The organism is Brevibacterium sp. OS20, assembly GCF_056837565.1.
Genome location: NZ_CM166367.1, coordinates 1249335 through 1273613 on the forward strand (window position 1 = coordinate 1249335; position 24279 = coordinate 1273613).

At 65.5% G+C, this 24279-nt stretch carries 23 protein-coding genes; 13 read left to right on the plus strand and 10 right to left on the minus strand.

The features are described 5' to 3' along the window. Positions 1-21 precede the first annotated feature (21 nt). From hemL to ccsB, 6 genes are all read left to right on the plus strand, one after another. Positions 22-1383, plus strand: coding sequence for a glutamate-1-semialdehyde 2,1-aminomutase (hemL, locus tag ACVZTU_RS05385; protein ID WP_482401553.1), 1362 nt, complete (start codon positions 22-24; stop codon positions 1381-1383). Further along, positions 1380-2021, plus strand: coding sequence for a histidine phosphatase family protein (locus ACVZTU_RS05390; RefSeq protein ID WP_139468607.1), 642 nt, complete (start codon positions 1380-1382; stop codon positions 2019-2021). Before hemL ends, ACVZTU_RS05390 begins: the two co-directional genes overlap by 4 nt. Beyond that, entirely contained in the window at positions 2018-2617 is a 600-nt protein-coding gene (locus ACVZTU_RS05395) for a TlpA family protein disulfide reductase (protein ID WP_139468606.1), read from the plus strand. The genes ACVZTU_RS05390 and ACVZTU_RS05395 overlap by 4 nt, the downstream gene beginning before the upstream one ends. Next, positions 2614-3378 (plus strand): cytochrome c biogenesis CcdA family protein, encoded by a 765-nt coding sequence (locus ACVZTU_RS05400; RefSeq protein WP_482401554.1) that lies wholly within the window; start codon positions 2614-2616, stop codon positions 3376-3378. The genes ACVZTU_RS05395 and ACVZTU_RS05400 overlap by 4 nt, the downstream gene beginning before the upstream one ends. Then, positions 3378-5045 (plus strand): cytochrome c biogenesis protein ResB, encoded by a 1668-nt coding sequence (gene resB, locus ACVZTU_RS05405; protein WP_229664134.1) that lies wholly within the window; start codon positions 3378-3380, stop codon positions 5043-5045. Before ACVZTU_RS05400 ends, resB begins: the two co-directional genes overlap by 1 nt. A 155-nt stretch (positions 5046-5200) precedes the next feature. Beyond that, positions 5201-6205: a c-type cytochrome biogenesis protein CcsB gene (gene ccsB, locus ACVZTU_RS05410; protein ID WP_434594348.1), complete on the plus strand. Its 1005-nt coding sequence runs from the start codon at positions 5201-5203 to the stop codon at positions 6203-6205. A gap of 515 nt (positions 6206-6720) precedes the next feature. Here ccsB and ACVZTU_RS05415 read toward each other — a convergent pair. Continuing rightward, positions 6721-7164: a PLD nuclease N-terminal domain-containing protein gene (locus tag ACVZTU_RS05415; protein WP_139468603.1), complete on the minus strand. Its 444-nt coding sequence runs from the start codon at positions 7162-7164 to the stop codon at positions 6721-6723. 84 nt (positions 7165-7248) lie between these two features. Between ACVZTU_RS05415 and ACVZTU_RS05420 the strand changes: the two genes are divergently transcribed. After that, on the plus strand, positions 7249-7539 hold the full coding sequence (locus tag ACVZTU_RS05420; RefSeq protein ID WP_101546796.1) for a DUF4229 domain-containing protein: 291 nt from the start codon (positions 7249-7251) through the stop codon (positions 7537-7539). 137 nt (positions 7540-7676) lie between these two features. Here ACVZTU_RS05420 and ACVZTU_RS05425 read toward each other — a convergent pair whose 3' ends face one another. Genes ACVZTU_RS05425 through ACVZTU_RS05435 form a run of 3 tightly spaced genes read right to left on the minus strand, consistent with a single transcriptional unit; the run spans position 7677 to position 10826 of the window. Then, positions 7677-8609, minus strand: coding sequence for a 1,4-dihydroxy-2-naphthoate polyprenyltransferase (locus ACVZTU_RS05425; protein ID WP_062861278.1), 933 nt, complete (start codon positions 8607-8609; stop codon positions 7677-7679). A 38-nt stretch (positions 8610-8647) separates the two neighbouring features. Then, positions 8648-9880: an AMP-binding protein gene (locus tag ACVZTU_RS05430; RefSeq protein ID WP_482401555.1), complete on the minus strand. Its 1233-nt coding sequence runs from the start codon at positions 9878-9880 to the stop codon at positions 8648-8650. Positions 9881-9905: 25 nt separating this feature from the next. After that, a complete protein-coding gene (locus ACVZTU_RS05435) occupies positions 9906-10826 on the minus strand; it encodes a 1,4-dihydroxy-2-naphthoyl-CoA synthase (RefSeq protein ID WP_062861280.1) in 921 nt (306 codons plus the stop codon). 112 nt (positions 10827-10938) lie between these two features. On the opposite strand from ACVZTU_RS05435, the gene ACVZTU_RS05440 reads away from it, so the two are divergent. Beyond that, positions 10939-12099 (plus strand): o-succinylbenzoate synthase, encoded by a 1161-nt coding sequence (locus ACVZTU_RS05440; protein WP_482401556.1) that lies wholly within the window; start codon positions 10939-10941, stop codon positions 12097-12099. Between the two features lie 52 nt (positions 12100-12151). On the opposite strand, the gene ACVZTU_RS05445 is transcribed toward ACVZTU_RS05440, so the two are convergent. Both ACVZTU_RS05445 and ACVZTU_RS05450 read right to left on the minus strand, forming a co-directional pair. Beyond that, positions 12152-12862, minus strand: a complete 711-nt coding sequence (locus ACVZTU_RS05445) for a hypothetical protein (RefSeq protein WP_172173690.1) — start codon at positions 12860-12862, stop codon at positions 12152-12154. A 15-nt stretch (positions 12863-12877) separates the two neighbouring features. Then, positions 12878-14404 carry an alpha/beta hydrolase gene (locus tag ACVZTU_RS05450; protein WP_446655880.1) on the minus strand — a complete coding sequence of 509 codons (1527 nt, stop codon included), beginning with the start codon at positions 14402-14404 and terminating at the stop codon, positions 12878-12880. A 59-nt stretch (positions 14405-14463) separates the two neighbouring features. Here ACVZTU_RS05450 and menD point away from each other — a divergent pair, with 59 nt between their 5' ends. Beyond that, positions 14464-16236: a 2-succinyl-5-enolpyruvyl-6-hydroxy-3-cyclohexene-1-carboxylic-acid synthase gene (gene menD, locus ACVZTU_RS05455; protein WP_446655879.1), complete on the plus strand. Its 1773-nt coding sequence runs from the start codon at positions 14464-14466 to the stop codon at positions 16234-16236. 57 nt (positions 16237-16293) lie between these two features. On the opposite strand, the gene ACVZTU_RS05460 is transcribed toward menD, so the two are convergent. Next, the gene (locus ACVZTU_RS05460; protein ID WP_139468598.1) at positions 16294-17664 is read right to left on the minus strand and encodes an isochorismate synthase; all 1371 of its coding nucleotides are present in this window, start codon (positions 17662-17664) and stop codon (positions 16294-16296) included. An 82-nt stretch (positions 17665-17746) separates the two neighbouring features. Here ACVZTU_RS05460 and ACVZTU_RS05465 point away from each other — a divergent pair, with 82 nt between their 5' ends. The 4 genes from ACVZTU_RS05465 to ACVZTU_RS05480 all read left to right on the plus strand — a co-directional run bounded on the left by ACVZTU_RS05465 (position 17747) and on the right by ACVZTU_RS05480 (position 22021). After that, positions 17747-18475: a demethylmenaquinone methyltransferase gene (locus ACVZTU_RS05465; RefSeq protein WP_139468597.1), complete on the plus strand. Its 729-nt coding sequence runs from the start codon at positions 17747-17749 to the stop codon at positions 18473-18475. A gap of 2 nt (positions 18476-18477) precedes the next feature. Further along, on the plus strand, positions 18478-19779 hold the full coding sequence (locus ACVZTU_RS05470; RefSeq protein WP_139468596.1) for a geranylgeranyl reductase family protein: 1302 nt from the start codon (positions 18478-18480) through the stop codon (positions 19777-19779). Between the two features lie 94 nt (positions 19780-19873). Next, positions 19874-20884, plus strand: coding sequence for a polyprenyl synthetase family protein (locus ACVZTU_RS05475; protein WP_139468739.1), 1011 nt, complete (start codon positions 19874-19876; stop codon positions 20882-20884). Positions 20885-20953: 69 nt separating this feature from the next. Beyond that, positions 20954-22021 carry a permease gene (locus ACVZTU_RS05480; RefSeq protein WP_139468595.1) on the plus strand — a complete coding sequence of 356 codons (1068 nt, stop codon included), beginning with the start codon at positions 20954-20956 and terminating at the stop codon, positions 22019-22021. Positions 22022-22062: 41 nt separating this feature from the next. On the opposite strand, the gene ACVZTU_RS05485 is transcribed toward ACVZTU_RS05480, so the two are convergent. Genes ACVZTU_RS05485 through ACVZTU_RS05495 form a run of 3 tightly spaced genes read right to left on the minus strand, consistent with a single transcriptional unit; the run spans position 22063 to position 24125 of the window. Next, complete coding sequence (locus ACVZTU_RS05485) at positions 22063-22806, minus strand: hypothetical protein (protein ID WP_139468594.1); 744 nt, start codon at positions 22804-22806, stop codon at positions 22063-22065. Continuing rightward, positions 22803-23720: an ABC transporter ATP-binding protein gene (locus tag ACVZTU_RS05490; protein WP_482401557.1), complete on the minus strand. Its 918-nt coding sequence runs from the start codon at positions 23718-23720 to the stop codon at positions 22803-22805. The genes ACVZTU_RS05485 and ACVZTU_RS05490 overlap by 4 nt, the downstream gene beginning before the upstream one ends. 3 nt (positions 23721-23723) lie before the next feature. Beyond that, positions 23724-24125: a GntR family transcriptional regulator gene (locus tag ACVZTU_RS05495; protein ID WP_180345613.1), complete on the minus strand. Its 402-nt coding sequence runs from the start codon at positions 24123-24125 to the stop codon at positions 23724-23726. Positions 24126-24279: the final 154 nt, after the last annotated feature.

The following is a 24279-nucleotide window of genomic DNA, read 5'->3' on the forward strand; positions in this document are numbered from 1 at the left end:
GCGAAGAATCAGAGGAGAACCATGACGACAGCAGAGACGAACGGTCACACCACCGATCGGTCCGCCGCCCTCTTCACCCGCGCCGAGGCGGTCATCCCCGGCGGAGTGAACTCCCCGGTCCGCGCGTTCAAGGCCGTCGGCGGAACCCCCCGTTTCATCACCGAGGCGACCGGTGCGTGGCTGCGCGACGCCGACGGCAACGACTACATCGACCTCATCGGATCCTGGGGTCCGATGATCATGGGCCACTCCCGCCCCGAGGTCGTCGCCGCTGTCCAGGAAGCCGCCGTCAAGGGATTCTCCTTCGGCACCCCGTCGACCGGTGAGGTCGAACTCGCCGAGGAGATCGTGCGCCGCGTCGATCCCGTCGACCAGGTGCGCCTCGTGTCCTCAGGCACCGAGGCGACGATGTCGGCGATCCGTCTGGCCCGCGGTTACACGGGACGGTCCAAGGTCGTGAAGTTCGCCGGCTGCTACCACGGTCACGTCGACTCGTTGCTGGCCCAGGCCGGCTCCGGACTGGCCACGTTCTCTCTGCCCGACACACCCGGAGTCACCGGAGCCCAGGCACAGGACACAATCGTCGTCGACTACAACGACGCCGCCGGTCTCGAAGCCGTATTCGCCGAACACGGTGAGGACATCGCCTGCGTCATCACCGAGGCCAGCCCCGGCAATATGGGCGTCGTGCCTCCCCGCGACGGTTTCACGAACACCATCCGCCGGCTGACCAAGGCCCACGGTGCGCTGATGATCAGCGACGAAGTGATGACCGGTTTCCGCGTCTCCGCCGCCGGCTGGTACGGCTATGAATCCGAGACTCTCGGCTACCCAGAGGGCCCGGCCGACCTGTTCACCTTCGGCAAGGTCATGGGCGGCGGCTTCCCGGCAGCGGCCTTCGGCGGTCGCGCCGAGATCATGGCCCACCTCGCCCCAACCGGCCCCGTCTACCAGGCCGGAACGCTCTCGGGCAATCCGGTGGCCACCGCTGCCGGTCTGGCCACGCTCAAGCTGACGACCGAACTCGACGTGTACTCGCACATCGGTCGCGCCGCGGACATTCTGCGCCCGGCCGTCGCTGCAAGCCTGGAAGCCGAAGGCGTCGCCCACGTCATCCAGTCGGCGAACTCGATGTTCTCCGTGTTCTTCACCGACACCGACGTGACGAACTACGACCGGGCACGGGCTCAGAACGTCGACCGCTACACCGCCTTCTTCAACGCCATGCTCGATCAGGGCATCCATATGCCCCCGAGCGCGTTCGAAGCCTGGTTCCTGTCCTACGCCCACACCGATGAGATCCTCGACCGGATCATCAGCGCCCTGCCGGCGGCGGCCAAGGCAGCGGCCGCGGTTCCGGAGGCCGGGAAGGCGCAGTCATGACCACCATCCACCTCGTCCGCCATGGCGAAGTCGACAACCCCGACGGCATCCTCTACGGGCGTCTGCCGCATTTCGGTCTCACCGAGCGCGGACACGAGATGGCCGTGCGCGTGGCCGAGCACTTCCACACCGCACCCACTCGTCCGGTCGAACTCGTCGCCTCCCCGCTGCTGCGGGCACAGCAGACGATTCGTCCCCTGTCGAAGTCCCTCGACCTGCCGGTGTTCGACGACGACCGGGTCATCGAGGCGGCGAATTCCTTCGAGGGACAGAAGCTGGACGCTCGTCGGCTGGCCGAGCCGAAGAACCTGGTGCGCCTCTACAACCCGCTCACCCCGTCCTGGGGAGAGCCGTACAAGCAGATCGTGCTGCGCATGCGGGCCGCAATGGCCAGTCTGAGAGCCAAGCTCGACCTCCACGGTCCGGACGCCGAAGGAGTCATCGTCTCCCACCAGCTGCCGATCTGGATGACGCGCCTGTCGGGGGAGGGACGTTCGCTCGTCCACGACCCGCGCAGACGCGAATGTGACCTGGCTTCTATCACCAGTTTCACATTCGATTCCTCCACACTGGTGTCCGTGAGTTATGAGAGCATCTGTGCGGATCTGCAGCCGGGCACCGCGGTGGCGGGAGCATGAGTTTCGGACGCCGTTCCCTCAACCGTCGGGCCCTCTTCACCTCGGCACTCGCCGCCGGAACGGCCCTGGCGCTCAGCGCCTGCAGCGAGAACGATGAGCTGGCCGATCAGGCCGGATCCGACCAGGGGTACGTCTCCGGCTCGGGAGTCGTCTCGCAGGTGGCGGCCGAGGACCGCGGCGAACCCCTCGATCTGAGCTTCGAGACCCTCGACGGGAAGTCGATGTCTCTGGCCGATCTGCGTCCCACCCCGGTCGTCGTCAACCTCTGGTACGCGGCATGCCCGCCGTGCCGGAAGGAAGCCCCCGACTTGAAGTCCGTGTCCGAGGAATTCGGGGACAAGGCCCAGTTCATCGGCGTCAACGTCCGCGACCAAGAGGCTGCGGCCAACGCGTTCATCCAGAACTACCAGGTGCCGTACCCGAACATGCTCGATTCGAACGGTGAGATGGTGTCTCTGCTCTCCGGAGTCCTGCCCCCGCAGGCCACCCCTTCGACGGTGGTCCTCGACGCGAAGGGCCGGGCCGCGGCCAGAGTCGTCGGTGAGATCGATGCCTCGACTCTCAAGGGACTCATCGAGGACGTGCTGGCCGAGTGAGTGGACTCGGGGCGGACTTCGCCCAGACCGTCCTCTCCGGCCCGCTGCTGCTGGCTGCCGGCGCAGCGGCCCTGGCCGGACTCGTCTCGTTCGCCTCCCCGTGCGTGCTGCCCCTGGTTCCCGGCTATGTCGGGTACGTCACCGGGCTGTCCGGATCATCGCTGAGCGACAAGCAGACGTGGCGAGTGGTCGTGGGCATCAGTCTGTTCGTCCTCGGCTTCACCGTCGTCTTCGTGCTGCTGGGGACCAGCTTCTCCGCGCTGGGAGCGCTGTTCTCCCAATGGCAGTCGGTCATCCTGCGCGTCCTCGGCGTCATCGTCATCCTTGCCGGGTTCGTGTTCATGGGCGGATTCGGTCTGCTGCAGAACGAACGTCGCATCCGTGCCAGACCGAAGGCCGGACTCTGGGGTGCACCGGTGCTCGGAGCGACCTTCGCCCTCGGATGGGCACCCTGTGTGGGACCGACCCTGTCGGCGGTGCTGAGCATGTCTGTGAGCTTCGGCGGTGACGGGATGATCTGGCGCGGAGCGCTGTTGGCCTTCGTCTACTGTCTGGGCTTGGGCATCCCGTTCATCCTCCTGGCGCTGGCGATCCACAAGGGCGCGGGGCGACTCGTTTGGGTGCGGAAGCATCAGACCGCGATCGTGCGGGCCGGGGGCATCATGCTCATCATCCTCGGTGTGCTCATGGCCAGCGGCGTATGGAACATGTGGATGACCTCTCTGCAAGGTCTCATCAATGGATTCGAAGTGGTGATCTAGTGGCGGGCTCAACCGAAGGCTCGGAGAAGACACAGCCGAAATCGGGTGCGAAGACGACGGCGAAGCAGGGAGACAAGCCTGCCGCGAAGTCGACCGTGACGCAGCCGCAGCTCGGGTTCATCGGCATGTGCCGGTGGGCCTGGACCCAGCTGACGACGATGCGGGTGGCACTGATCCTCCTGCTCATCCTCGCCCTCGCCTCGATTCCCGGATCTCTGCTGCCGCAGCGGATCCAGGACCCGGGCCGGGTGAACACCTTCCTGGAGAACAACGGTGCCTGGGGACAGTTCCTCGACACCATCCAGATGTTCGACGTCTACTCCTCGGTGTGGTTCTCCGCGATCTACCTGCTGCTGATGATCTCCCTCATCGGCTGCATCATCCCGCGGACGAAGCAGCACTGGAAGGCGATGCGCTCGTCCCCGCCCAAAGCACCGAGGCGGCTGTCCCGGATGCCCGGATACGCCGCCTTCACCTCGGCGCAGGCAGAAGCAGAGACCCGTGAGGATGCGGATGAGGCGTTCCTCGACGCAGCGGAGGCCCGGCTGAAGAAGTCCGGGTACCGCATCAACCGCCAGTCCGATCACATCGCCGCCGAACGCGGCTATCTCCGCGAGACCGGCAACCTCGTCTTCCACATCGCGCTGCTCATGGCAACCCTGACGATGGCGATCGGATCGCTGTTCGGCTACGAAGGTCAGCGCATCCTCGTCGAGGGCGAGACGTTCTCGAATTCGCTGGTCTCCTACGATTCCTTCGAACCCGGCTCCTACTACGATGCCGACAACCTGCCGGATTTCCGGCTCAAGCTCGACTCCTTCACCTCCACCTTCGACGATCAGGCGGCGGGCAACCAGTTCGGTCAGCCGCGCACCTTCGATGCGAAGGTGACGACGACGGCGGACGGGACGACCGAATCGCACGTCCTCAAGGTCAACGAACCGGTGCGCGTGGGCGGCGTCGGCGTTTATCTCACCGGCAACGGCTACGCCCCCGAGGTGACCGTACGTGATGCGAAGGGCGATATCGTCCAGTCCGGTCCGCAGGTGTTCATCCCGGACGGAGGGGACCCCGGTTACACGTCCGAGGGCGTCATCAAGGTCCCGGACTCGGCCGGCACGCAGATGGGCTTCGTCGGGGTGTTCCTGCCGACGGCCGCGCAGAATGAGGACGGTGAGCTGATCTCGAGCTTCGCCGAGCTGCGCAACCCCTACCTCGTGATGAGCGGGTACACCGGCGACCTCGGCCTCGATTCCGGAGTCCCGCAGTCCGTGTACTCCCTCGACGCAGAGAACATGACGGAGATGACCGACGAGTCGGGCAACCCGCTCGTCATCCAGCTCGCCGAGGGGGAGACGCAGAAGCTGCCGAACGGCGGTTCGGTGACCTTCGACGGAGTCAAGAAGTACATCGCCGTCGACATCTCCCAGGACCCGACACAGGCGCTCATGCTCATCAGCGCGATCCTCGTCCTGGCTGGGCTCGGCCTGTCCCTGTTCGTTCCCCGCCGACGCGTATGGGTGCGGATCAAGAACGGCGACGCCGAGGTGGCCGCCCTGGCCCGCGGTGAGGATCCGATGGTCGAGCGTGCCGTCGATGACCTGGTCAAGGACCTGCGCGATCCGGAACCCGATGAGGGTGAGCACGGTGACGACGACGAAAGATGAACCCGAAGTACTACGCGGAGTAGAATAGCCGCGGAGTGCGCGTCGCCGGTGGCTTCGTCACGGAGTCGGCAGCGCGCGCACCGACATATGGTCAGACAGAGAGTCTGGCAGCAGCAACCTGCGACTGAAGAGCACTTCAGCGGTGCGGAGGATGAATGGACGTCAACACTGACCTCGCAATGTGGTCGAACCAGCTGATCATCTCGGCGATGATCGTCTACGCCGTCGCCATGATCTTCTACGCCTTCGATCTCTTCGGCGCGCGTGAGCTCAAGACCTCCGAAGCCGAGGTCGCCACCTCGGCCAAGGCCACCACGGTGCGGCGGACGAACCGGAAGACGGCGACGACTGCCGTCCTCGACCGGCCCGGTGATGACGACTCCGCGACGGTGAAGTCGTCCCGGAAGAACAAGCACCGGGGCGCCCGCATCGGCACCTCGCTGCTCGTGCTCGCCATGCTGCTGCACGTCGGCGGCGTGCTCACTCGTGCCCTGTCTGTCTCCCGCGTGCCGTGGGGCAACATGATGGAGTACGTCCTCACCGCCACCGCGATCACCGTCATCGTCTTCCTCGTCGTGCTGACGAAGAAGGACGTGCGCTACCTGGGAACATTCGTCTCCGGGGGAGTGCTGCTGTGCCTGGGACTGGCGATCACCGTCTTCTACACGCCTGCCGCGAAGCTCATCCCGGCGCTGGATTCGTACTGGATCGCCATCCACGTGCCGATCGCGATCCTCTCGACCTCCCTCCTCTACATCTCTGCGATCCTGGCGGTCTTCCAGATCCTGAAGAGCGTGCACGAGACCAAGGATCCGAAGTGGCTGCGGTTCCTCCACCGTCTGCCCTCGAGCACCGACCTCGAGCGGATCTCCTACCGGATCGCGGCAGTCGGCTTCATCACCTGGACGTTCACACTCATCGCCGGTGCCATCTGGGCCGAAGTGGCCTGGAGCCGTTACTGGGGCTGGGACTCCAAAGAGATCTGGACGTTCGTCGTCTGGGTCATCTACGCCGCGTACCTGCACGCTCGTGCGACCCGCGGTTGGGGCCCGACGAAGGTGGCTGTGCTCAACCTCATCGGCATCGCCTCGGTGATCTTCAACTTCACCGTCGTCAACATGTACTTCAACGGCCTGCACTCGTACTCCGGGCTCGACTGAGGCGCGGGGTCGCTCTCAAGGCCGCTCTGACGTAGCCGAATTCTGCTGACGGCCCAGTCTGAGGCGAACAGCCCATGTTTGAAACAGGGCTCTCCGCCTCAGACTGGGCCGTTTGCGTGCTGATTCGATGCCGTGATCTGGCGGCGGACGACCGTTTCGGCTCGGGCTGCTCTGAAATCACGACGTTCCTCAGTGTGTATTTCAGAGAAAGCAATGACTATTAGTTGAATCGCAGCATGGCAACGCGCCTGCGATATCGATGCCGTTGTCGAACAGCGGCAGTGCGGCGCGGCTGCGGCAGGGGGTGAGAGCGGGAAGCTGCTTGTCCGCGAAGACTTGTCTGCTTCACGGCAGCAGCTGGCAGTCGAGGGGCCTCTTACCGCGGAGACGTCTTCACACGAGGATGATCTCGCACGGCAGAGGCGTCAGCACGCGAGGATGGTCGAGCTCGCCGGAGACGTCAGAACGCGAAGATGGTCTCGCACCGATGAGGCGAAAGTGCGCCGAGGATGTGCTCAGTTCGAGCGGCCGCGGCCGTCGCCCTTGGTGCCCCGGTCATCAGAATCGGCTGACGTATCAGCGGAGGAATCAGCGGGATCGCCGTCATCTTCCGGCTTGCCAGAATCATCGCGCGGAGATTCCTTCTCGTCGTTGTCCTGAGCCGGAGGCGCATGCTTGCCGAGCTTGAGTTCGCGATCGACCTGTCGCAGATAGTCCGGATCATCATCCGGGGCGACCTGACCGCGAGGGCGGGTGCCGCGGGTGGGCTTGTCTTCCGAACCGCGTCCGAACAGATACCAGAGGATGAACCCGAGGACGGGGATGAAGAGGATGATGAGTGCCCATACGGGTTTGGGCAGGACTCGAATCAGACCCCGATCGCGCAACAGGCAATCGAAGAGTCCGTACAGTGTCACCGCTGCCGCCAGGACGATCGCGGCAATGAGTAGTCGAGCCATGCAACAAGGATAGTCCACCAACCTGAGCGCGGCCTCCAGCGGGCGGTGACAAGACTGTCACGATCGGAGGCTAAAATGAGTTCAATGCGCACCTTCTGGCTCTACACACTCGCTCGCTTCGGCCTCATCATCGCCGCCGGCCTCGTTCTGTTCCCGTTCCTCGGCTTCAATCTCGTCATGGCGATCGCCGCCATCATCATCGGCGCGCTGCTGAGCTACCTCTTGCTCGGCAAGATGCGCGCCCAAGCAGCGACCGAGATCGAAGCGAAGGTCGCCAAGCGAGCCTCCAAGCCCAAGCGCGTCGGCGCCGATGAAGCGGCAGAAGACGAGATCGTCGAGGAGCGCCTTGGAGAAGACGGCGACCAGTCCAAATGAACTTGTGGCTCAGCCGAATGAGCTGCGGCTCGGCTGAGCCGGCTCAGATCCGAATGAGCTGGGGCCTTTCAGCGCGCTGATCCTTGGAACGCCAGGCGGCTGAGCCTTGGAACGCCAGGCGTCAGCACTGAAATGCCTCAGAGTGCCAGGCCGAGACCCATCAGTGCGGAGAAGGCCAAACCGGTCAATCCAGTGGATTTGATCGGCGGAATCAGGCCAGGGCCCGTTGTGCCGCTGAGCACCGTCTTGAGTGGGTTGAGTGCTGGGACGAGGGCAAGGATCGCCAAGGCCACGGCGGGATGTCCGTCGAGGATCGCCAGCGCCAGCAGCGCGAATGGCAGCAGCACGAGCACCGCATAGGCGATGCGTGCGGCATTGTCGCCCATCCTCACGGCCAGGGTGATCTTGTCTGCCTCGATGTCTGTCGGGATATCGCGGAGGTTGTTGACCATCAGCACAGCCGAGGCCAGAGACCCGATTGCCACGGCACCGGCCCAGCCGCTGAGGCTGAGATGACCGACCTGCATCCACATCGTGCCCAAGGTCGCCACGAGCCCGAAGAACACGAACACGAAGACCTCGCCGAGGCCCATATAGCCATATGGTCGTTTGCCCCCGGTATAGAACCAGGCGGCGGCGACGGCTGCGGCTCCTACGACGAGGAACCACCAGGCCTGTGAAATGAGGATGAGCACGATGCCCGCGACTCCGGCCAGGCCGAAGAAGATGAAGGCGGCCCGTTTGACCTCGTGAGGTTCGGCCAGTCCGGTCGCGGTGAGACGGACTGGTCCGACACGTTCGTCATCGGTGCCGCGGATGCCGTCGGAGTAGTCGTTGGCGTAGTTCGAGCCGATCTGCAGGCACAGGGAGACGAGGAGAGCGAGGAATCCGCGCAGCAGGATCTGTCCGAAGCTGACGTGGTCGTCCTTGCCCGAGATGTCGTCGAGGATGAAGGCGGTGAATCCGCCGAGCGATCCGATCGCGGCGCCGGTTCCGATGAGGACGGGTGCGAGAGCCAGGGGCAGAGTTCGCAGTCGAGCTCCAGAAATCCACTGGGCGGCATCAGCCATAGTCCTCGCTCACCTTCCTGTCGAATTGTGGAGCCGTCTTATGTTACCGGTAGTTCACCGGTATGGGTATTCGCATCACGCGCGATGAGATCGGCGGCGATGCGGGCCGCCGCCTGGCGATCGGGTTTGCCGATCGACCGGTTCGGAATCTCGGCGACCGCGAAGACGAGCTGCGGCAGCAGCTGCCCCGTCATCCCGTGATCGAGGGCGTTGAGTCTCTGTGCCGATTCTTGCGGATCCTCGACTCCGACACCACCTCCGCCGTCGGCGAGGCGAACGAGCGCGACGATCCGTCTGCCCCATTCCTCGTCGGGCACCCAGGTCACGAGCATCTCCTCGATTCCCGCCTTCTGCCAGCTCGGCAGCAGGCCGGTCTCCAGGGCGTGCGGGGAGACGTTCGTGCCCCCGGAGACGATGATGTCGTCGGCTCGACCGAGCACGCTGAGCACACCGGAGTCGATCCGGCCCAGATCGCTGGTGTGCATGATCCGCCGTCCCGCCTCGTCGACGGTGAAGGCGGGGGACTCGACCGGTCTGATGGTTCCATCGATGCCGATCTCGACGTAGCCGTCGGCGACGACGGGGCCGCTCAGATCGATCGTTCCCGCCTCGGTGATGGTGACGTCGACGCCGTCGAACGGAACCCCGTCATAGACGCAGCCGCCCGCCGTCTCGCTCATCCCGTAGGTCCGTACGATCGCCAGGCCCGCGGCCTCGGCACGCTCGAGCAGGGACGGTGAGATCGCCGCCCCGCCGAGGAGGATGTGCGTGATCCGTGCGGCTGCAGCGGTCGCCGCGTCGTCCTCGAGGATGCGGTGGAGCTGGGTGGGCACGAGCGAGGTGTACGTCGGTCGGTCGCCCGCCCGTTCCAGCAGAGTCGCGACCTCGGCGGCGAAGGACTGGGCGGTGAACCTCGCCGAGGCGGCCCTGACCGGGGCGCGGCCCGCCAGACGGGCGCGCAGTTCGACTTGGAACCCGGCGATGTGGTTGACCGGCAGGCACAGATGCCAGTCACCCGGCCCCGAGAGGAACCGTTCGGTCGCCCGGGCCGAGGTTGTCAGCGCGTCAGCTGACAACGCCACCGCTTTCGCCTTCCCTGTCGACCCGGAGGTGAAGAGGATGAGGGCCGGAGCGGGAACAGGTCCTGCCCACTTGCCGGGGGACGCCTCGGTGACGGCACCGTCCCGATCCGAGGGGAGGATGAGGATCGAGGTCCTGGTCAGTGCCCGATCAATCGCCTCGGGCAGCTCGTGAGGGCTGAGTTCGCGCATGGACACAGTTATGGGAACCGGCCGCTCAGTAGTACCAGGGGAACGGCGACCAGTCGGGATCGCGCTTTTCGAGGAAGGCGTCGCGGCCCTCGACCGCCTCGTCGGTCATATAGCCCAGTCGGGTGGCTTCGCCGGCGAAGACCTGCTGGCCGACGAGCCCGTCGTCGACGAGGTTGAAGGCGAACTTGAGCATGCGCTGCGCGTTCGGTGACTTGCCCAGGATCTCCCGCGCCATCTGCAGGGCTGCGGTCTCGAGATCGGCGTGGTCGACGATTTCGTTGACGGCACCCATATCGGCCATCTCCTGCGCGGAGTAGGTGCGGCCGAGGAAGAAGATCTCGCGGGCTTTCTTCTGCCCGACCATCTTCGCCAGGTAGGCGGAACCGTAGCCGGCGTCGTAGGAGCCGACATCGGCATCGGTCTGCTTGAACTTCGCGTGTTCGCGTGAGGCGATCGTCATATCGCAGACGACGTGGAGGCTGTGGCCTCCGCCGGCTGCCCAGCCGGGGACGACGGCGATGACGACCTTCGGCATGGTGCGGATGAGGCGCTGGACCTCGAGGATGTGGAGGCGGCCGGCACGAGCCGGATCGACGCTTTCACGGGTCTCACCGGAGGCGTACTGGTAACCGGAGCGGCCGCGGATGCGCTGGTCGCCGCCGGAGCAGAAGGCCCAACCGCCGTCCTTCTCGCTCGGGCCGTTGCCGGTGAGCAGCACGGCGCCGACGTCGGAGGTCTGGCGGGCATGGTCGAGGGCGCGGTAGAGCTCGTCGACGGTGTGCGGACGGAAGGCATTGCGGACTTCTGGGCGGTCGAAGGCGATGCGCACACAGCCGATGTCGTTGCCGGTGGCGGGGTCGATGGCCCGATGGTAAGTGATATCGGTGAAGTCGAAGCCGGAGACTTCGCGCCAAGCAGAAGGGTCGAAGATTTCAGAAACCGTCATGACCCCAGCCTAGCGCTTGGTCGTTGAGGTCAGGTTCGGGGCCGGGCGGCGGACGGTGAGGTTCCGAACGGCAGACAGGAGTGGCAGGATCGGCGGAGGTTAGTCTGGGCTCATGGCCGATTTCGCACGTTCGCACCCTGGCACACTGGACTCAGAGGCTCCGGCTGCCGCACTTCTTGATCTGCCGCGGCGCTTCGAGGAGGTCATCGAGGACCTGCATGTGGTGCGGCTGCCGATGGTCACCCGGTTCCGGGGGATCACGGAGCGAGAAGTGGCGCTCTTCACCGGCCCCTCCGGGTGGGCGGAGTTCTCCCCGTTCGTCGAATACGGCACCGAGGAGGCCAGCCGGTGGCTGCGTGCCTCCCTCGAATTCTCCGGGCTGATCCCGCAGAAGACCGGCCTCGCCGAGGCGGCCCCCTCCACCGTTCCCGTGCGCGGTTCCTTTCCGGCGCAGGTTGAGGCGGGGACGAGCGGTGAGACCGTCGACGTCAACGGCACCCTGCCCGCCTGTCCACCTGATCAGGTCGCACCGATCCTGTCGCGCTATGACCGGGTCGGCACCGTCAAGGCGAAGGTCGCCGAGTACGGATTCGCCTCCCTTGACGAGGATCTGACACGCCTACGGGAATTCCGCAGGCTCTACCCCGAGACGACGCTGCGCCTGGACGCGAATGCCGGTTACACGCTCAGCGAGGCCCTTGATGCCTGTGAGACATTTGCCGAGTTCGATATCCAATACTTCGAACAGCCGGTGCCCGAGGTCGAGCAGCTGGCCGAACTGCGCGCTGAGCTTGCCCGGCGAGGACTGCCGATCGTCATCGCCGCCGACGAATCCATCCGCAAAGCCGAGGACCCGCTGCGCGTGGCCGAACTCGGAGCGGCCGAGGTCATCATCGTCAAGGTCCAGCCGCTGGGCGGGATCGGCGCCGCCCTCGAAGTCATCGGCGCTTCGGGCCTGCCTGCTGTCGTGTCCTCGGCTCTTGAGTCATCCGTCGGCCTGGCCGCCGGAGCCGAACTCGCCGCCAGACTGCCTCGCACCGATCGCAGCCGGGACATCCTCGGCGATCGGGTGGCCTGCGGGCTGGGCACCGGGCGCCTCTTCACCGCCGATGTCGTCGCGGAGGAGGCGGCCCTGACTCCGGTCGACGGCGCCATCCCGGTCACGCGAATCGTCCCGGACCCTGACCGCCTGGAGCAGCTGGCGGTGGATCCGGGACGATTCGCGTGGTGGGCCGACCGGCTCCAGGATTGCTGGAGCGCCCTGCGAGACTGAGCCGATTCTGATTGAACTGATACCGCCTGAATCGACTCGCGGGCGAACCGGGTCAGCCTGCGTTCTTCACCGCGTCGACGAAGGCACCGGCGGTCTTCGTCACGGTGGCCTCTTCGACATCGGCGATATTGGAAACGGCCACGACGTTGTTGCCGACGAGGGCGTAGACCATGCGCAGGTTCATGGCTGTCTGTCCGCCGGCCTCGACGGAGGCGACGATTCCATTGGTCTCGTCTGCCCCGTCGACTTTGGCGTCGAAGGTCTTGTACTTCATCGACATCTCGACGCCGGCGGTCTTGATCTTCACATCGCTGCATTCTTCTGCGATCTTCGAGGCGCCCTCGATCTGGGTCTGCGCGCCGTCCAGATCGTCATAGCTCGACAGTGCCGCGGAGAGGATGTTGTCGGTGGAGGTTCCAGCGACCGTGGTGCCTTTGGAAGCGAGGTTGGCGTTGAGGAGGTTCATGGTGATGTCTTTGCACTTGGCCGGTTCGAACTCAGAACTCTCCAGGGCCTTGACGGCCTCGCTGGAGGAATTGCCGGCACCGTCGACGGCCTTGAACGACTGACCCTCGGCCTTGGTCGACTCAAGGATCTCCTTGAGCTTCGCCTCATCGAGTTTGCTTGCCTGCGGGGTCTCTTCGGCTGACGCCTGCGAGGAGTCACCGCCGCCGTCAGCCTGGTCCGGCTTGTCTCCTCCACCCGTGCAGCCGACGAGGGAGAGTCCGGCGAAAAGAGCGATGGCTGGGAGTATGCGTTTCATGGTTGACCTCTCGAGTCAGCGTTCTGAAGAATCAGCGGCCGTCGATTCGCGACCGCTCTCAATATAGACGCCAGTGGGATCGTCCGTGGATTCTGTCTGTGACGGATCTGGAACATCGGCTGTGGACCTTTCGCCATCGACCGTTGCGTCGACCGGTGCCGAGGCGATCCTCACCGTGGTCACCTCGTCCTGTCCCAGCGTGGCGAAATGAGCGGTGCGCTTTCCGGGGATGATCGGATCGTGCATGGCCGCGGCCAGGCGGCCGGTGAATGTCAGCCGCCCTTTCTTGTCGGCCTTCTGCTGATAGGCATTGTCCCCGCTGGGACCGGACACGCTGATGTCGTAGCGGCGGCCGGGATCGAAGAGACCGGGAGTGCGCACACGGAAGCTGCCGGTCCCGGTCAGGGAGAAGCCGGCGGCGCTGACGGCGTCGAAGCGCACCACCTGCGCGCGACGACGGGAGATCTCCACCCGCCACCCATGGATGTCGAAGAGGGCATGGCCGGTGAGGAAGGTGAACTGTCCGCCATCGGCCACGCGATCTGTCCGACGACGATCCGAACTCGCATAGTTGCGCCGCCTGGCGAGGGTCTTCAGCCACGCCCCGAGTTCCCGTTCCCAGCTCGTCCAGTTGTGCAGGCCGCTGGTGCGCGGAAACCAGGAATGGCGGATGCCGAGGGAGTTGAGACGGGCAGAGAAGCGCTCGCCCTGCGAGCTGATCATCGACTCCAGAAGGTCGCGATCCTTCGCCCCTTCGAGGCTGCCGGAACCGGCGCTGAACCACAGGTCGAGGCCGCGGAGGTTCTCGGCCAGAGCGTACGGGGAATTCGCCAGCCATTCGCTGCGGTCGAGAGCGGGATCGCCGAACAGGCTCAGTGATCGCGCGCCTTCGCGCATCGCGATGATGTCGAAGGCGGGCACGGTCGACAGGGGATCCAGAGGAGAGGAGAACGCGGCGGCCGATCCGTACCTGTCGGGATGCCAGGCCGCGTACTTCATCGCCCCGTACCCGCCCATCGACAGCCCCGCCACCAGCTGGCTGGCAGGCGCCCAGTCGACGGAGAAGTTCGCCTTGAGGAACGCCGGGATCTCCTCGGTATGAAATCGCGGCCAGTCGTGGACCTTGCTGCCGACAGCCAGACGCGAATAGGTTCCTGCTCCGCCGTCGGGCATGACGACGAGGTACGGGGAGTCGAGGGTGAGCTCCTCGGCGGATCCGAAATCCGTCCACGACCGGAAATCATCGCCGCCTCCGTGGAAGAGGTGGATGACGGGGCTGACCTCGGCGGGAATCCCCGGCAGCAGCACACGCACGCCGACGGTGCGACCGAGCGCGGGGGAGTAGAGGAAGAATTCGCGCAGCCTCGGCGAGAGTTTCCGTTTGTCCCGGATATGCCAGGTCCGGGCGTCCTTCCCGCGGGGTTCGGGGCCGAGGAAGGAGGTGGTCTGGTCGCGGGCGGGATAGCGTCCGCGATGGGAGCGGGCCGCGGTCAGAGTGCGGATGGCTCGTGCTCCCATCGCAATGATCAACGAGCGGCGCATTTTTCGAGGTTAGAGGGCGGAGGTGAACCACAGGTGGTCAGGTGGTTGAATAACAGGTGATGTCGAATTCGAGCGCGGTGGCGCAGCAGATTGCCCGAAGCCTGGTCCATTCCGGGGTCAGTGATGTCGTCTTCGCCCCCGGTTCACGGTCCGCCCCCTTGGTCTATGCACTGGCTCCGCTCGCCGAGGCGGGGCTCATCCGCACTCACGTGCGCGTCGATGAGCGTGATGCCGCCTTCCTCGCCCTCGGCCTGGCCCGCGGTCTGCGTGCGCGCGGCTGTGAGTCCGCCGTGGCGGTCGTGACGACGTCCGGCTCGGCCGTGGCCAATCTCCATCCCGCCGTCCTCGAGGCCTCGTACGGGCACGTGCCGCTGCTGGCGCTCACCGCGGATCGTCCCGCTCGGCTGCGCGGCACCGGAGCCAACCAGACCATCGATGACCAGTCGCAGGTGCTCAGCGATGTCCGCGCCCGGTTCGATATATCCGCCGGTGAGACCGCGGAGGCGGTCCACCGAGCGATGTCAGACGCCGTGGCCGCAGCATTGGGATCACGCAGGGACACCGGCACCGAGGCGGCCGGCCCCGTCCAAATCAATGTGCAGTTCGACACCCCCTTGGTTCCCACCCCGAACGAGCTGGACACGTGGAAGAACGAGATCGTCGAACAGGTTGGGAACGGCGCCGGGCAACGTTCGACCACGACCACAACCGCGTCGGAGTCTCATCCGAACCTCGGTATCACCGTGACCGAAGGAACCGTCATCGTTGCCGGAGACGCAGGCGGGCATTCGGCCGAGTCCCTGCGCGCGCTCGCCGCTGATCATCATCTTCCGGTGCTGGCCGAACCCTCGAGCCCGCTGGCCCGCACCTCTGCCGATCATTCGAACTCGTCGGCCACAGAAGCGGCCGAAGCGTCGACCCTCGTGCCCGCCCATGCCCGCGTGCTCAGCGAACACTCCGAGCTGCGCGAGTCGATCCGCACCGTCATCGTCCACGGAAAACCGACCCTGACCAGGCCCGTCGCCGCTTTGCTCGCCGACGAAACCGTGACCGTGCAGCGCATTCCCGACGCCGTCGATGCATTCGACCTGACCGTCCGCGACGAGAGAACCGTCGCGGACGACGAGACGGCTGCGGGCGAGACGCAGGGCACCGCCGCCTCGGGGGAGACCTGGGTGCGCGCCTGGATCGACGCCGGGACGTCGCTTGTCGCAGCCGCACGAACAGAGCGGTCTGCGGAACGATCCCCGGAACCGGACAAGGGAGAGAACCCGGGTGCCGCCTCGGCGAAGGATTTCCAGGCGACGGCGCGGAGGGTCACTGAGCATTTGGCCGCCCAGGACATCACTCTCTTCGTTGCCAGCTCGAACTCGGTGCGCTATCTCAGCGACGCCACCGATATCCGCGCCCGCATCCACGCCTCACGCGGACTCGCCGGAATCGACGGACTGATCTCGACGGCGACAGGACTGTCGCTGGGCCTGGGGGAGCCGGTCGTCCTGCTCATCGGTGATATCGCCATGCTCCACGACATCGGAGGACTGCTCACCCCGAGCACCGAGGATGCCGGTGACGTGACGATCGTCGTGCTCAACGACGACGGGGGAGCGATCTTCTCCGGGCTCGAACATTCCCAGCCCCACCTCGAAGGTTTCTTGGAACGATATTTCACCGTTCCCCACGGTCGCGGTTTCGCCGACCTCGCTGCAGGGTACGGATGGGATCACGAACAGGTGACCAGCGCTGAGGAATTCGAAGCGGCTCTCGGCCGCATCGACGGACAGCGAGACGCCGGTGCCCGTCGCATCATCGAGGTGACGGCACCGCACTAGGCGACGGAACTCTCACCGGTCTTCCGAAAGCAGGGGAGGTGCGGTGAGCGCGAGAAGTCAGTCTCGGTCGAGACCGAGCGCCCGGCGCATCGGGGCCAGCTTCGCGTTCGTCTCGGCCACCTCGGTGGCGGGATCCGAATCCGGCATGATCCCGGCACCGGCATACAGTCGGATGCGGTTGCGGTCCTCGAGCTGGCCGCAGCGCAGGGCGATGCCGAACTGGCCGTTGCCGCGCCCGTCCATCCATCCCACGGGACCGGAGTAGCGGCCGCGGTCGAGGGGTTCGAGCTCATCGACGCGGGCCACGGCGCTCGCCTGCGGGTAGCCGCCGACGGCGGCAGTGGGGTGGACCGCTGCGGCGACGTCGAGGGCGGTGAGCCCGGAATCGGGGGAGAGGTTCGCCTGCGCATCGGAGGCCGAATGGATGACATTGGCCAAAGGCAGCAGGTGGGGGCGCTCATCGACGGTGACATCCTCGGCGACCGAACCCAGACTGCGCTGCAGCGAGGCGATGGCGAACGCATGTTCGGTGCTGTCCTTGTGCGCGCTCAGCAGCTTCCGAGCCGCCGGCATCTCCTCCATCGGGTTCTTCTCCACCCGGTAGGTTCCGGCCAACACTCGTGAGGTCACTCTGTTGTTCTCGACCCCGATGAGCAGCTCCGGGGTCGACCCGATGAGACCGGCGATGTCGAAGGTCCAACAGCTCGGGTAGCTGCGGTTGAGCGCACCGAGCACCGCACGCACGTCGATGTCCTCTCCGGTGGTGACGACCTCGTCGCGGGCGAGGACGATCTTGCGCAGAGTCGGATCATCCGAGAATGCGTCCACCTCCGCCGAATTGTCGATCGGAGTGAGCATGGCGGCGACCTGCTCGACGAGCCGGGACCATTTGTCGGGATCGAGCTCGCCGGCTTCGGCATGGGCCGAGTGCACGCGCTGCAGCGGTTCGGCATGGAGGATCGGCGGCAGGGGAGGTACCTCGGCCGTCGAGATCGAGGTCAGCCACACGCGGCCGCCGCGGCGGCCGAGGACGAATTCGGGGACATGGATGATCGAATCGACCGCGGATTCCCCCGAATAGGCGACCGTGGCAAAGCACATGAGTCCGGAACCGAGCAGATCGACCTCATCCTCGATCTCAGCCGCCTCGGTGATGGCCTTCCACGCATCCGAGAGTTCGGTGAACCTCTCGGGGCCGCGGGCCCGTATGCGCAGAGTGCGGCCGAAGCCGATGAGGCCGGAGGTGTCACGGACCCAGCAGGAGAAGCCGTCGGTGGGCAGCAGTTCGAGCGTCTGCTCCACGGTCGTGGGCAGTCCCGATTCGAAGGGGAAGCCGGGCCCCGGATCGACATCGTCGACGAAACGGGACCGCACATGCAGGCGCGGAGGGGCGGAGAGGATGTCGGAAGTGCCGAAAGTCGTAGTCATGTCGCCTCGATTCTAGTTGAGGATCGCGAGTACCAGGGATCCGGATTCGCCCTCCCGGTTCGGGTGTTGAGAGAATATGGTCATGAACCGTGCCAAGCTGGACAAACAGCCCGCAGACGTCGCGTCGATGTTCGACGATGTCGCCTCCCGCTACGACCTCACGAACGACGTCCTCTCCTTGGGCTTCGCCCGTGCCTGGAGGCGCACCGTGGCCCATTCCGTGGCCGCCGGGCCCGGTGAGCGCGTGCTCGACCTGGCTGCCGGCACCGGCACCTCCTCGATGACGTTCACCCACCACGGCGCCGAGGTGGTGGCCGGGGACATCTCCACGGGAATGCTCGCCGAGGGACGCCGTCGGCACCCGCAGATCGACTTCATCTACGCCGATGCGATGGACCTGCCTTTCGCCGATTCGAGCTTCGACGTCGTCACGATCTCCTTCGGTATCCGCAACGTCCACGATGTCGACCTGGCGCTCACCGAGATGCTGCGCGTGCTCAAGCCCGGCGGACGCCTCGTGATCTGCGAATTCTCCACTCCGACGCTCGATGCCTTCAGCCTCGTGTACAAGGAGTACTTGATGAGAGCCCTGCCGCCGCTGGCCCGTGCCGTGTCGTCGAACCCCGAAGCCTACGTCTACCTGGCCGAGTCGATCCGTGCCTGGCCGAACCAGGACGCCTTCGCCCATCAGATCCTCGACGCCGGCTTCGACCAGGTGAAATACCGTAACCTCACCGGCGGAATCGTCGCAGTCCACCATGCCCTCAAACCCACCGAGGCGGCAGGCGCCACGGAGCCGGCCCAGCCTTGACGATGAATGAGTTCGATGCCGAAGTCGTCGTCGTCGGTGCCGGCCCGGCCGGCTCGGCGATCGGCGCCTACCTCGCCCAGGCCGGGCACGAGGTCATCATCCTGGAGAAGTCCGGATTCCCGCGCGACAAGATCTGCGGCGACGCCTTGACCCCGCGCGCGGTGAAGGAAGCCGGCTACCTCGGAATGGAGCTGCCGGAATCCGACGGCTGGCACCGCAACAGAGGGCTGCGCCTCATCGGCGGCGGCCACCGGCTCGAACTCGACTGGCCCGAGATCGACGGCACCCCGAACTACGGGGTGACTCGCCCCCGGATGAGCATGGACGAAGCCTTCGCTCGTCATGCCCAGCGCAGCGGGGCCCGGCTCTTCGAACAGGTTCGCGCCATGTCCCCGGACGTGGGCGACGACGGGTGGATCCGCGGCGTCCACGCCTCCGGAACAGATCACCGCGGTCGCCGAGTGGGCCCCGAAGCCCATTTCCGGGCACCGATCGTCATCGCAGCCGACGGAGTCTCCTCCCGCCTGGCCGTGTCGATGGGGTTGGAGAAGCGCGACGACCGTCCGATGGGAATCGCCGCCCGCGCCTATCACACGACGCCACGGCATGCCGATGACTACATCGAATCCTGGGTGGAGATGCGGTCGACGAACGCGGCCGGGGAATCCGAGACCCTGCCCGGATATGGGTGGATCTTCCCCCTCGGCGACGGCACCGTGAACATCGGTGCCGGACTGCTCGACTCCTCGCCCCAGTTCAAATCCGTGGATCTGCGGGGAATGATGAACCAGTGGATCGCCGACATGGGCCACGAGTGGGGCATCGACGAAACCACCTCCCTGGGTCCGATCAAGTCCGCGGCCCTGCCGATGGCCTTCAACCGCACACCGCACTTCCACCGTGGACTGCTGCTCGTCGGCGACTCCGGAGGAATGGTCAACCCGTTCAACGGCGAAGGCATCGACTACGCCCTGGAATCCGCACGCATCGCCGCCGAGGTGATCTCCACCTATTCGCGCTACCCGCAGTCCGTGATGCGTCGTCGGTTGGAGGAGTACCCGGCTCTGCTCGGAGATTCGCTGGGCGGCTACTTCACCCTGGGACGCGTTTTCGCCTCGATCATCGGCCATCCTGCGCTCATGCAGTTCGGAATCAAGTACGGTATGGGTGTTGACGTTGTGATGGAGTTCGTCGTCAAATTGTTGGCGAACCTCTACCGCGACCCGAAGGTCTCCGAGGCCGATCTCATCGACAGGATCATCTCGGCCCTGACCCGAATCGTCCCGGCCACCAGCAATGTCTGAGCGCAAGGACCACGGTGAGACCACAGTGAAGAACTCTGAGCGCAAGGGCTGCGACAACACCATGCCGACACCGACTACGACGAATGACGAGGACATGAGCCACCCAGCCTCTCCGGCCACCTTCACCGGTGACGACGCCCAGCTCGCGGCAGAGCTCTCGACTCAGTTGGAAACCGTGGAGGCCCGTCTCTACGAGGTCACCGAACAGACGCGGAGACTGCCGGACGAGACATCGAAGCACCTGCTGGCCGCCGGCGGTAAACGCGCCCGCCCGAACCTCGTGCTGCTCACCGCCCGCCTCGGCGATGCGGAGAACGACGACATCATCGATGCGGCCGTCGCCGTCGAACTCATCCACCTCGCCTCGCTGTACCACGACGACGTCATGGACGATGCTCCCGTGCGCCGCGGTGCGAAGGCCGCCCATGAGGTGTGGGGCAATTCGGTGGCGATCCTCACCGGCGATCTGCTGTTCTCCAAGGCCTCCGGCGTCACCGCGAAGCTCGGTCCCGAAGCCGTGCGCATCCAGGCCGAGACGTTCGAGCGCCTCGTCCTCGGTCAGCTCAACGAATTCGCCGGCCCGCCCGAAGGCGCCGACGAGATCGAGCATTACATCCAGGTACTCGCCGACAAGACCGGATCGCTCATCGCCACCTCGGCGCGCTTCGGCGTCATGTTCTCCGGAGCCGATTCTGCCCTGGCCGAACCCGTCCGGGTCTTCGGCGAACGCGTCGGTGTGGCCTTCCAGCTCGCCGATGACATCATCGACCTCACCACCACATCCTCTGAGTCGGGAAAGACCCCGGGCACGGATCTGCGCGAACGCGTTCCCACCCTGCCCGTGCTCTACGTTCGGGCTGCTGCCGCCGACGGGGATGCCGCCGCCGCCGAGGTGGTCGGCCTCCTCGACGCGGATCTGACCTCCGATGACGCTTTGGAGACCGCCCGTGCGGCGCTGGCAGCGCATCCGGTGACGGAGAAGGCCCGAGCAGAGGCTGCACGCTGGGCCGATGAAGCCAAGGCGGCTCTGGCGCCGCTGCCGGAAGGCCAGATCAAGGAATCGCTGTTCGCCTTCGCCGACTCCGTCGTCGCCCGCACGTCCTGAGCTCCCACCCCTCACCGTTTCTCTACTGTCTCTCAGCCGTTTCGGCACAGGCACAAAGGACATACCGCGATGACGCATACCTCGGCTTCGGCACCGGTTCGGACTCCGCAGAGGCTCAGCGCCGCCGACTGGATCGGACTCGGCATACTCGCGGTGCTGCTCGTCGTCGGCCTGAGCTGGTCGAAATGGCTGCCGTACTGGGACAAGGCCTGGACGATGAGCCGGACGTCCCTGTGGGACGGTACCCCGCTGTTCGACGCCGCCGGAGACACGGTGTCGCTGTCGGGCGCGTGGGACTTCACGCTCGTGTACTTCACCGCCGTGTGGAAAGCGCTGCTGGTGGCACTGCTCGTCGCGGCGGCAATCGACGCACTGGTGCCGCATGACTGGCTGCTGAGGCTGCTCAACCGCCGCAGCCACACAGGTCAATCCCTCGTGGGTGCCGCCTTGTCGATGCCGTCGATGATGTGCACCTGCTGCGCGGCACCGGTGGCCGCAGGCCTGCGGGACTCGGGTGTGCGCCGTTCGGCCGCTCTTGCTTATTGGGTGGGCAATCCGCTGCTCAACCCCGCGGTCATCATCTTCTTGGCCCTCGTCCTGCCGTGGCAGTACATGGCGGTGCGCATCGTCTTCGCGCTCCTCGTCGCGGTCGGTGCCGCCGCGCTCATCGGACGGTGGGTGAACGGCCCCGCCGAGGCGGCACCCGAGGCCGCACCCGCCTCGGCGAATCTGCTGTCTCTGCCCACGCGCTATCTGCGGTCCTTGGCCAGGTTCACCCTCATCCTCGTGCCCGAACACCTCGCGCTCGTCTTCGTCATCGGACTCATCGCACCGTGGCTGACCGGTGTCTTCGGGCTCGAAGCCCAATTGGGTGCCGGTGCCGTCCTCATCGTGGCGGTTGTGGCGACCCTATTGGTCATCCCCACCGGCGGAGAGATCCCGATCATCCTCACCCTCGTTCCCCTTGGGGTCGGGGCCGGTGTCACGGGTGCTCTGCTCATCGCCCTGCCGGCGCTGAGCATCCCGTCGATGGTCATGGTCGGACGGGCCATGGGGTGGAAGACGACAGCAGCGATGGGTGCGGCCGTGGCGGTTGCCGCGATACTGGCCGGGGGAGCACTGGCCCTGCTCAGCTGAGCTGCCGACCGCGGCGCCGCCTCGGTGAGGGCGATAGCGGACTATGTCGTCAGGCGGCGCAGGGTGAGGTACGAGCCCAGGGCGAAGATCACTGTCAGCCCCAGCGCCCACAGGGCCAGGCCGATCGCCTGCGCACCCACGATCGCTGCCCACACTTCGGGCCAGGCCCGATTGACGTTGATCCACGCAGCCCCGGCCAACAGAGCCAAGGCGATGCCGGTGAGAGAGATCGTAAGGATGAGGGCGCCGGCGCGTTTGTAGAAGATCGCAAACCAGAAGCCGAGGACGAAGCACAGCATCGTGAGCACGAAGTAGACGAACCCGGCACCGAGCGGGCCGTGTTCCCACACCCACGACAGGTAGGCGAAGTAGCCGCCTATGCCATAGCCGTCGGTGGCCTGTTCGATGAGTCCCAGGAGGACGAACACGGATGAGACGCCCGCGGCGCTGATCGCCGCGGCGGTGAGGGAGCCGAGGCAGAATTCCCGTCGGGTGAGGCTCATCGCCTGGGAGAAGTAGAACGTGAGGTTCACCGCCTGTGCACCGACGACGGCGAAGTACCACAGCGGCGCTTGCGAACCACCGCTGTATTTGGGGGAGTCCACGCCTGCGGAGGCGATGATCCAGTGGATGATGAGCGTGATGAGCCACGCGGCGACAAGAATGAGCAGAGGCACCCAGACGAAGGTCTGCGTGTTCGTGAACTGCAGACGGACGACGCCGAGGATCCGGTTCTTCGGTCGCGATGTGCGGGATCCGGGCGGATGGTCGATGACGGCGGTCATGATTGCAGGCTCCTTGAGTCGGTCTCCGCTGCCGATGTCTCGGCGAGATCTGCCTGGGTGCTGCGGACGACGAGCTGTTGCAGCGAGACGGGAGTGAGGTCGAGGTTGGCGTCGGCGATGAGTTCGCGATCGGCATTGCTGAGGTGGCCGAGCATCGTCACCGAGGCGACTCGGCCGAGTGATTCGCGGTGGATGACTTCGCGACCGGCGACGAGCCGATTGATCGAGTCGGCATCCCCGACGACGTTGACCGCGCGACTGCGGACCTCCTCGGTGGTCTCATCCATGATGATCCGGCCGCGGTCGATGACGATGACCTTCTCGATGAGATCGGCGACCTCGTCGATGAGATGGCTCGAGAGCACGATGGTGCGCGGGTGCTCGGCGTAGTCGGCGATGAGACGGTCGTAGAAAGTCTGCCGGGCAATGGCGTCGAAGCCGAGGTAGGGCTCATCGAAGAACGTGATCTCGGCCCGGGAGGCGAGGCCGATGATGACTCCGACGGCCGACTGCTGACCGCGGGAGAGCTTCTTGATCGGCGTCTTCAGCGGCAGATCGAAGTCCGAGACGAGTTGGTCGGCGAAGTCCTGATCCCAGTGGGGGAAGAACAGGCGGGCGTTGGTCAGAGCATGCCGGGCATTCGAGTCGTCCGGATACTTCTGGCTCTCACGGACGAAACACATGCGATTGAGTACGCGGGCGTTTTCGTACGGGTCCTCCCCGAAGACCTCGACGTCGCCGCTGGTCGCGAAGTTCTGGGCCGTGAGGATGGACATGAGGGTGGTCTTGCCGGCGCCGTTGCGTCCGAGCAGGCCGTAGATCGAATCCTCGTCGATGCTCAGGCTGACATCGTCGAGGGCGGTGGTGGTCTTATACGTCTTGGTGAGGCGGCGGACCTCGACGACGGCGTTCATGGGTCATCCCTTCGCTGCGGTCGGATCGAGTGCGGTGGTCAGGTGGAGTTCTCGGGAGCGCTCTTCGATGAGCGCGATCACGTCCTTCGACCCCAGCCCGAGGCGATTGGCCTCGTTCAGCAGGGGGCTGATGAAGTTCTCGGAGAAGGTGGTCCGGTGTTCGTTGATGAGCAGAGCGCGGGCCCCCTCGGTGACGAACATTCCGATGCCGCGGCGCTTCTCGAGCACGCCTTTGTCGACGAGTCGGTTGACGCCTTTGGCGGCGGTGGCCGGATTGATGGAGTAGAAGGTCGCGAGCTCGTTCGTCGATGGTGCTCGGGAGAGTTCAGGCAGGGTGCCGTTGAGGATCGAGTCCTCGACTTTCTCGGCGATCTGTGTGAACAGGGGTTTGGCGTCGTCGATCACATTCGGCTCCATGTGGGTTGGTTAGTTACTTAACTAATGAACCATGGTGCCAATGGTGGTGTCAAGGGCTGGAGACGATTCGATCGGGTAATCCTGGAACCCGCCCCAATTACTACCTGACGGCGGCCCAGCAACCTCGCGCGAGGTTGCTGAG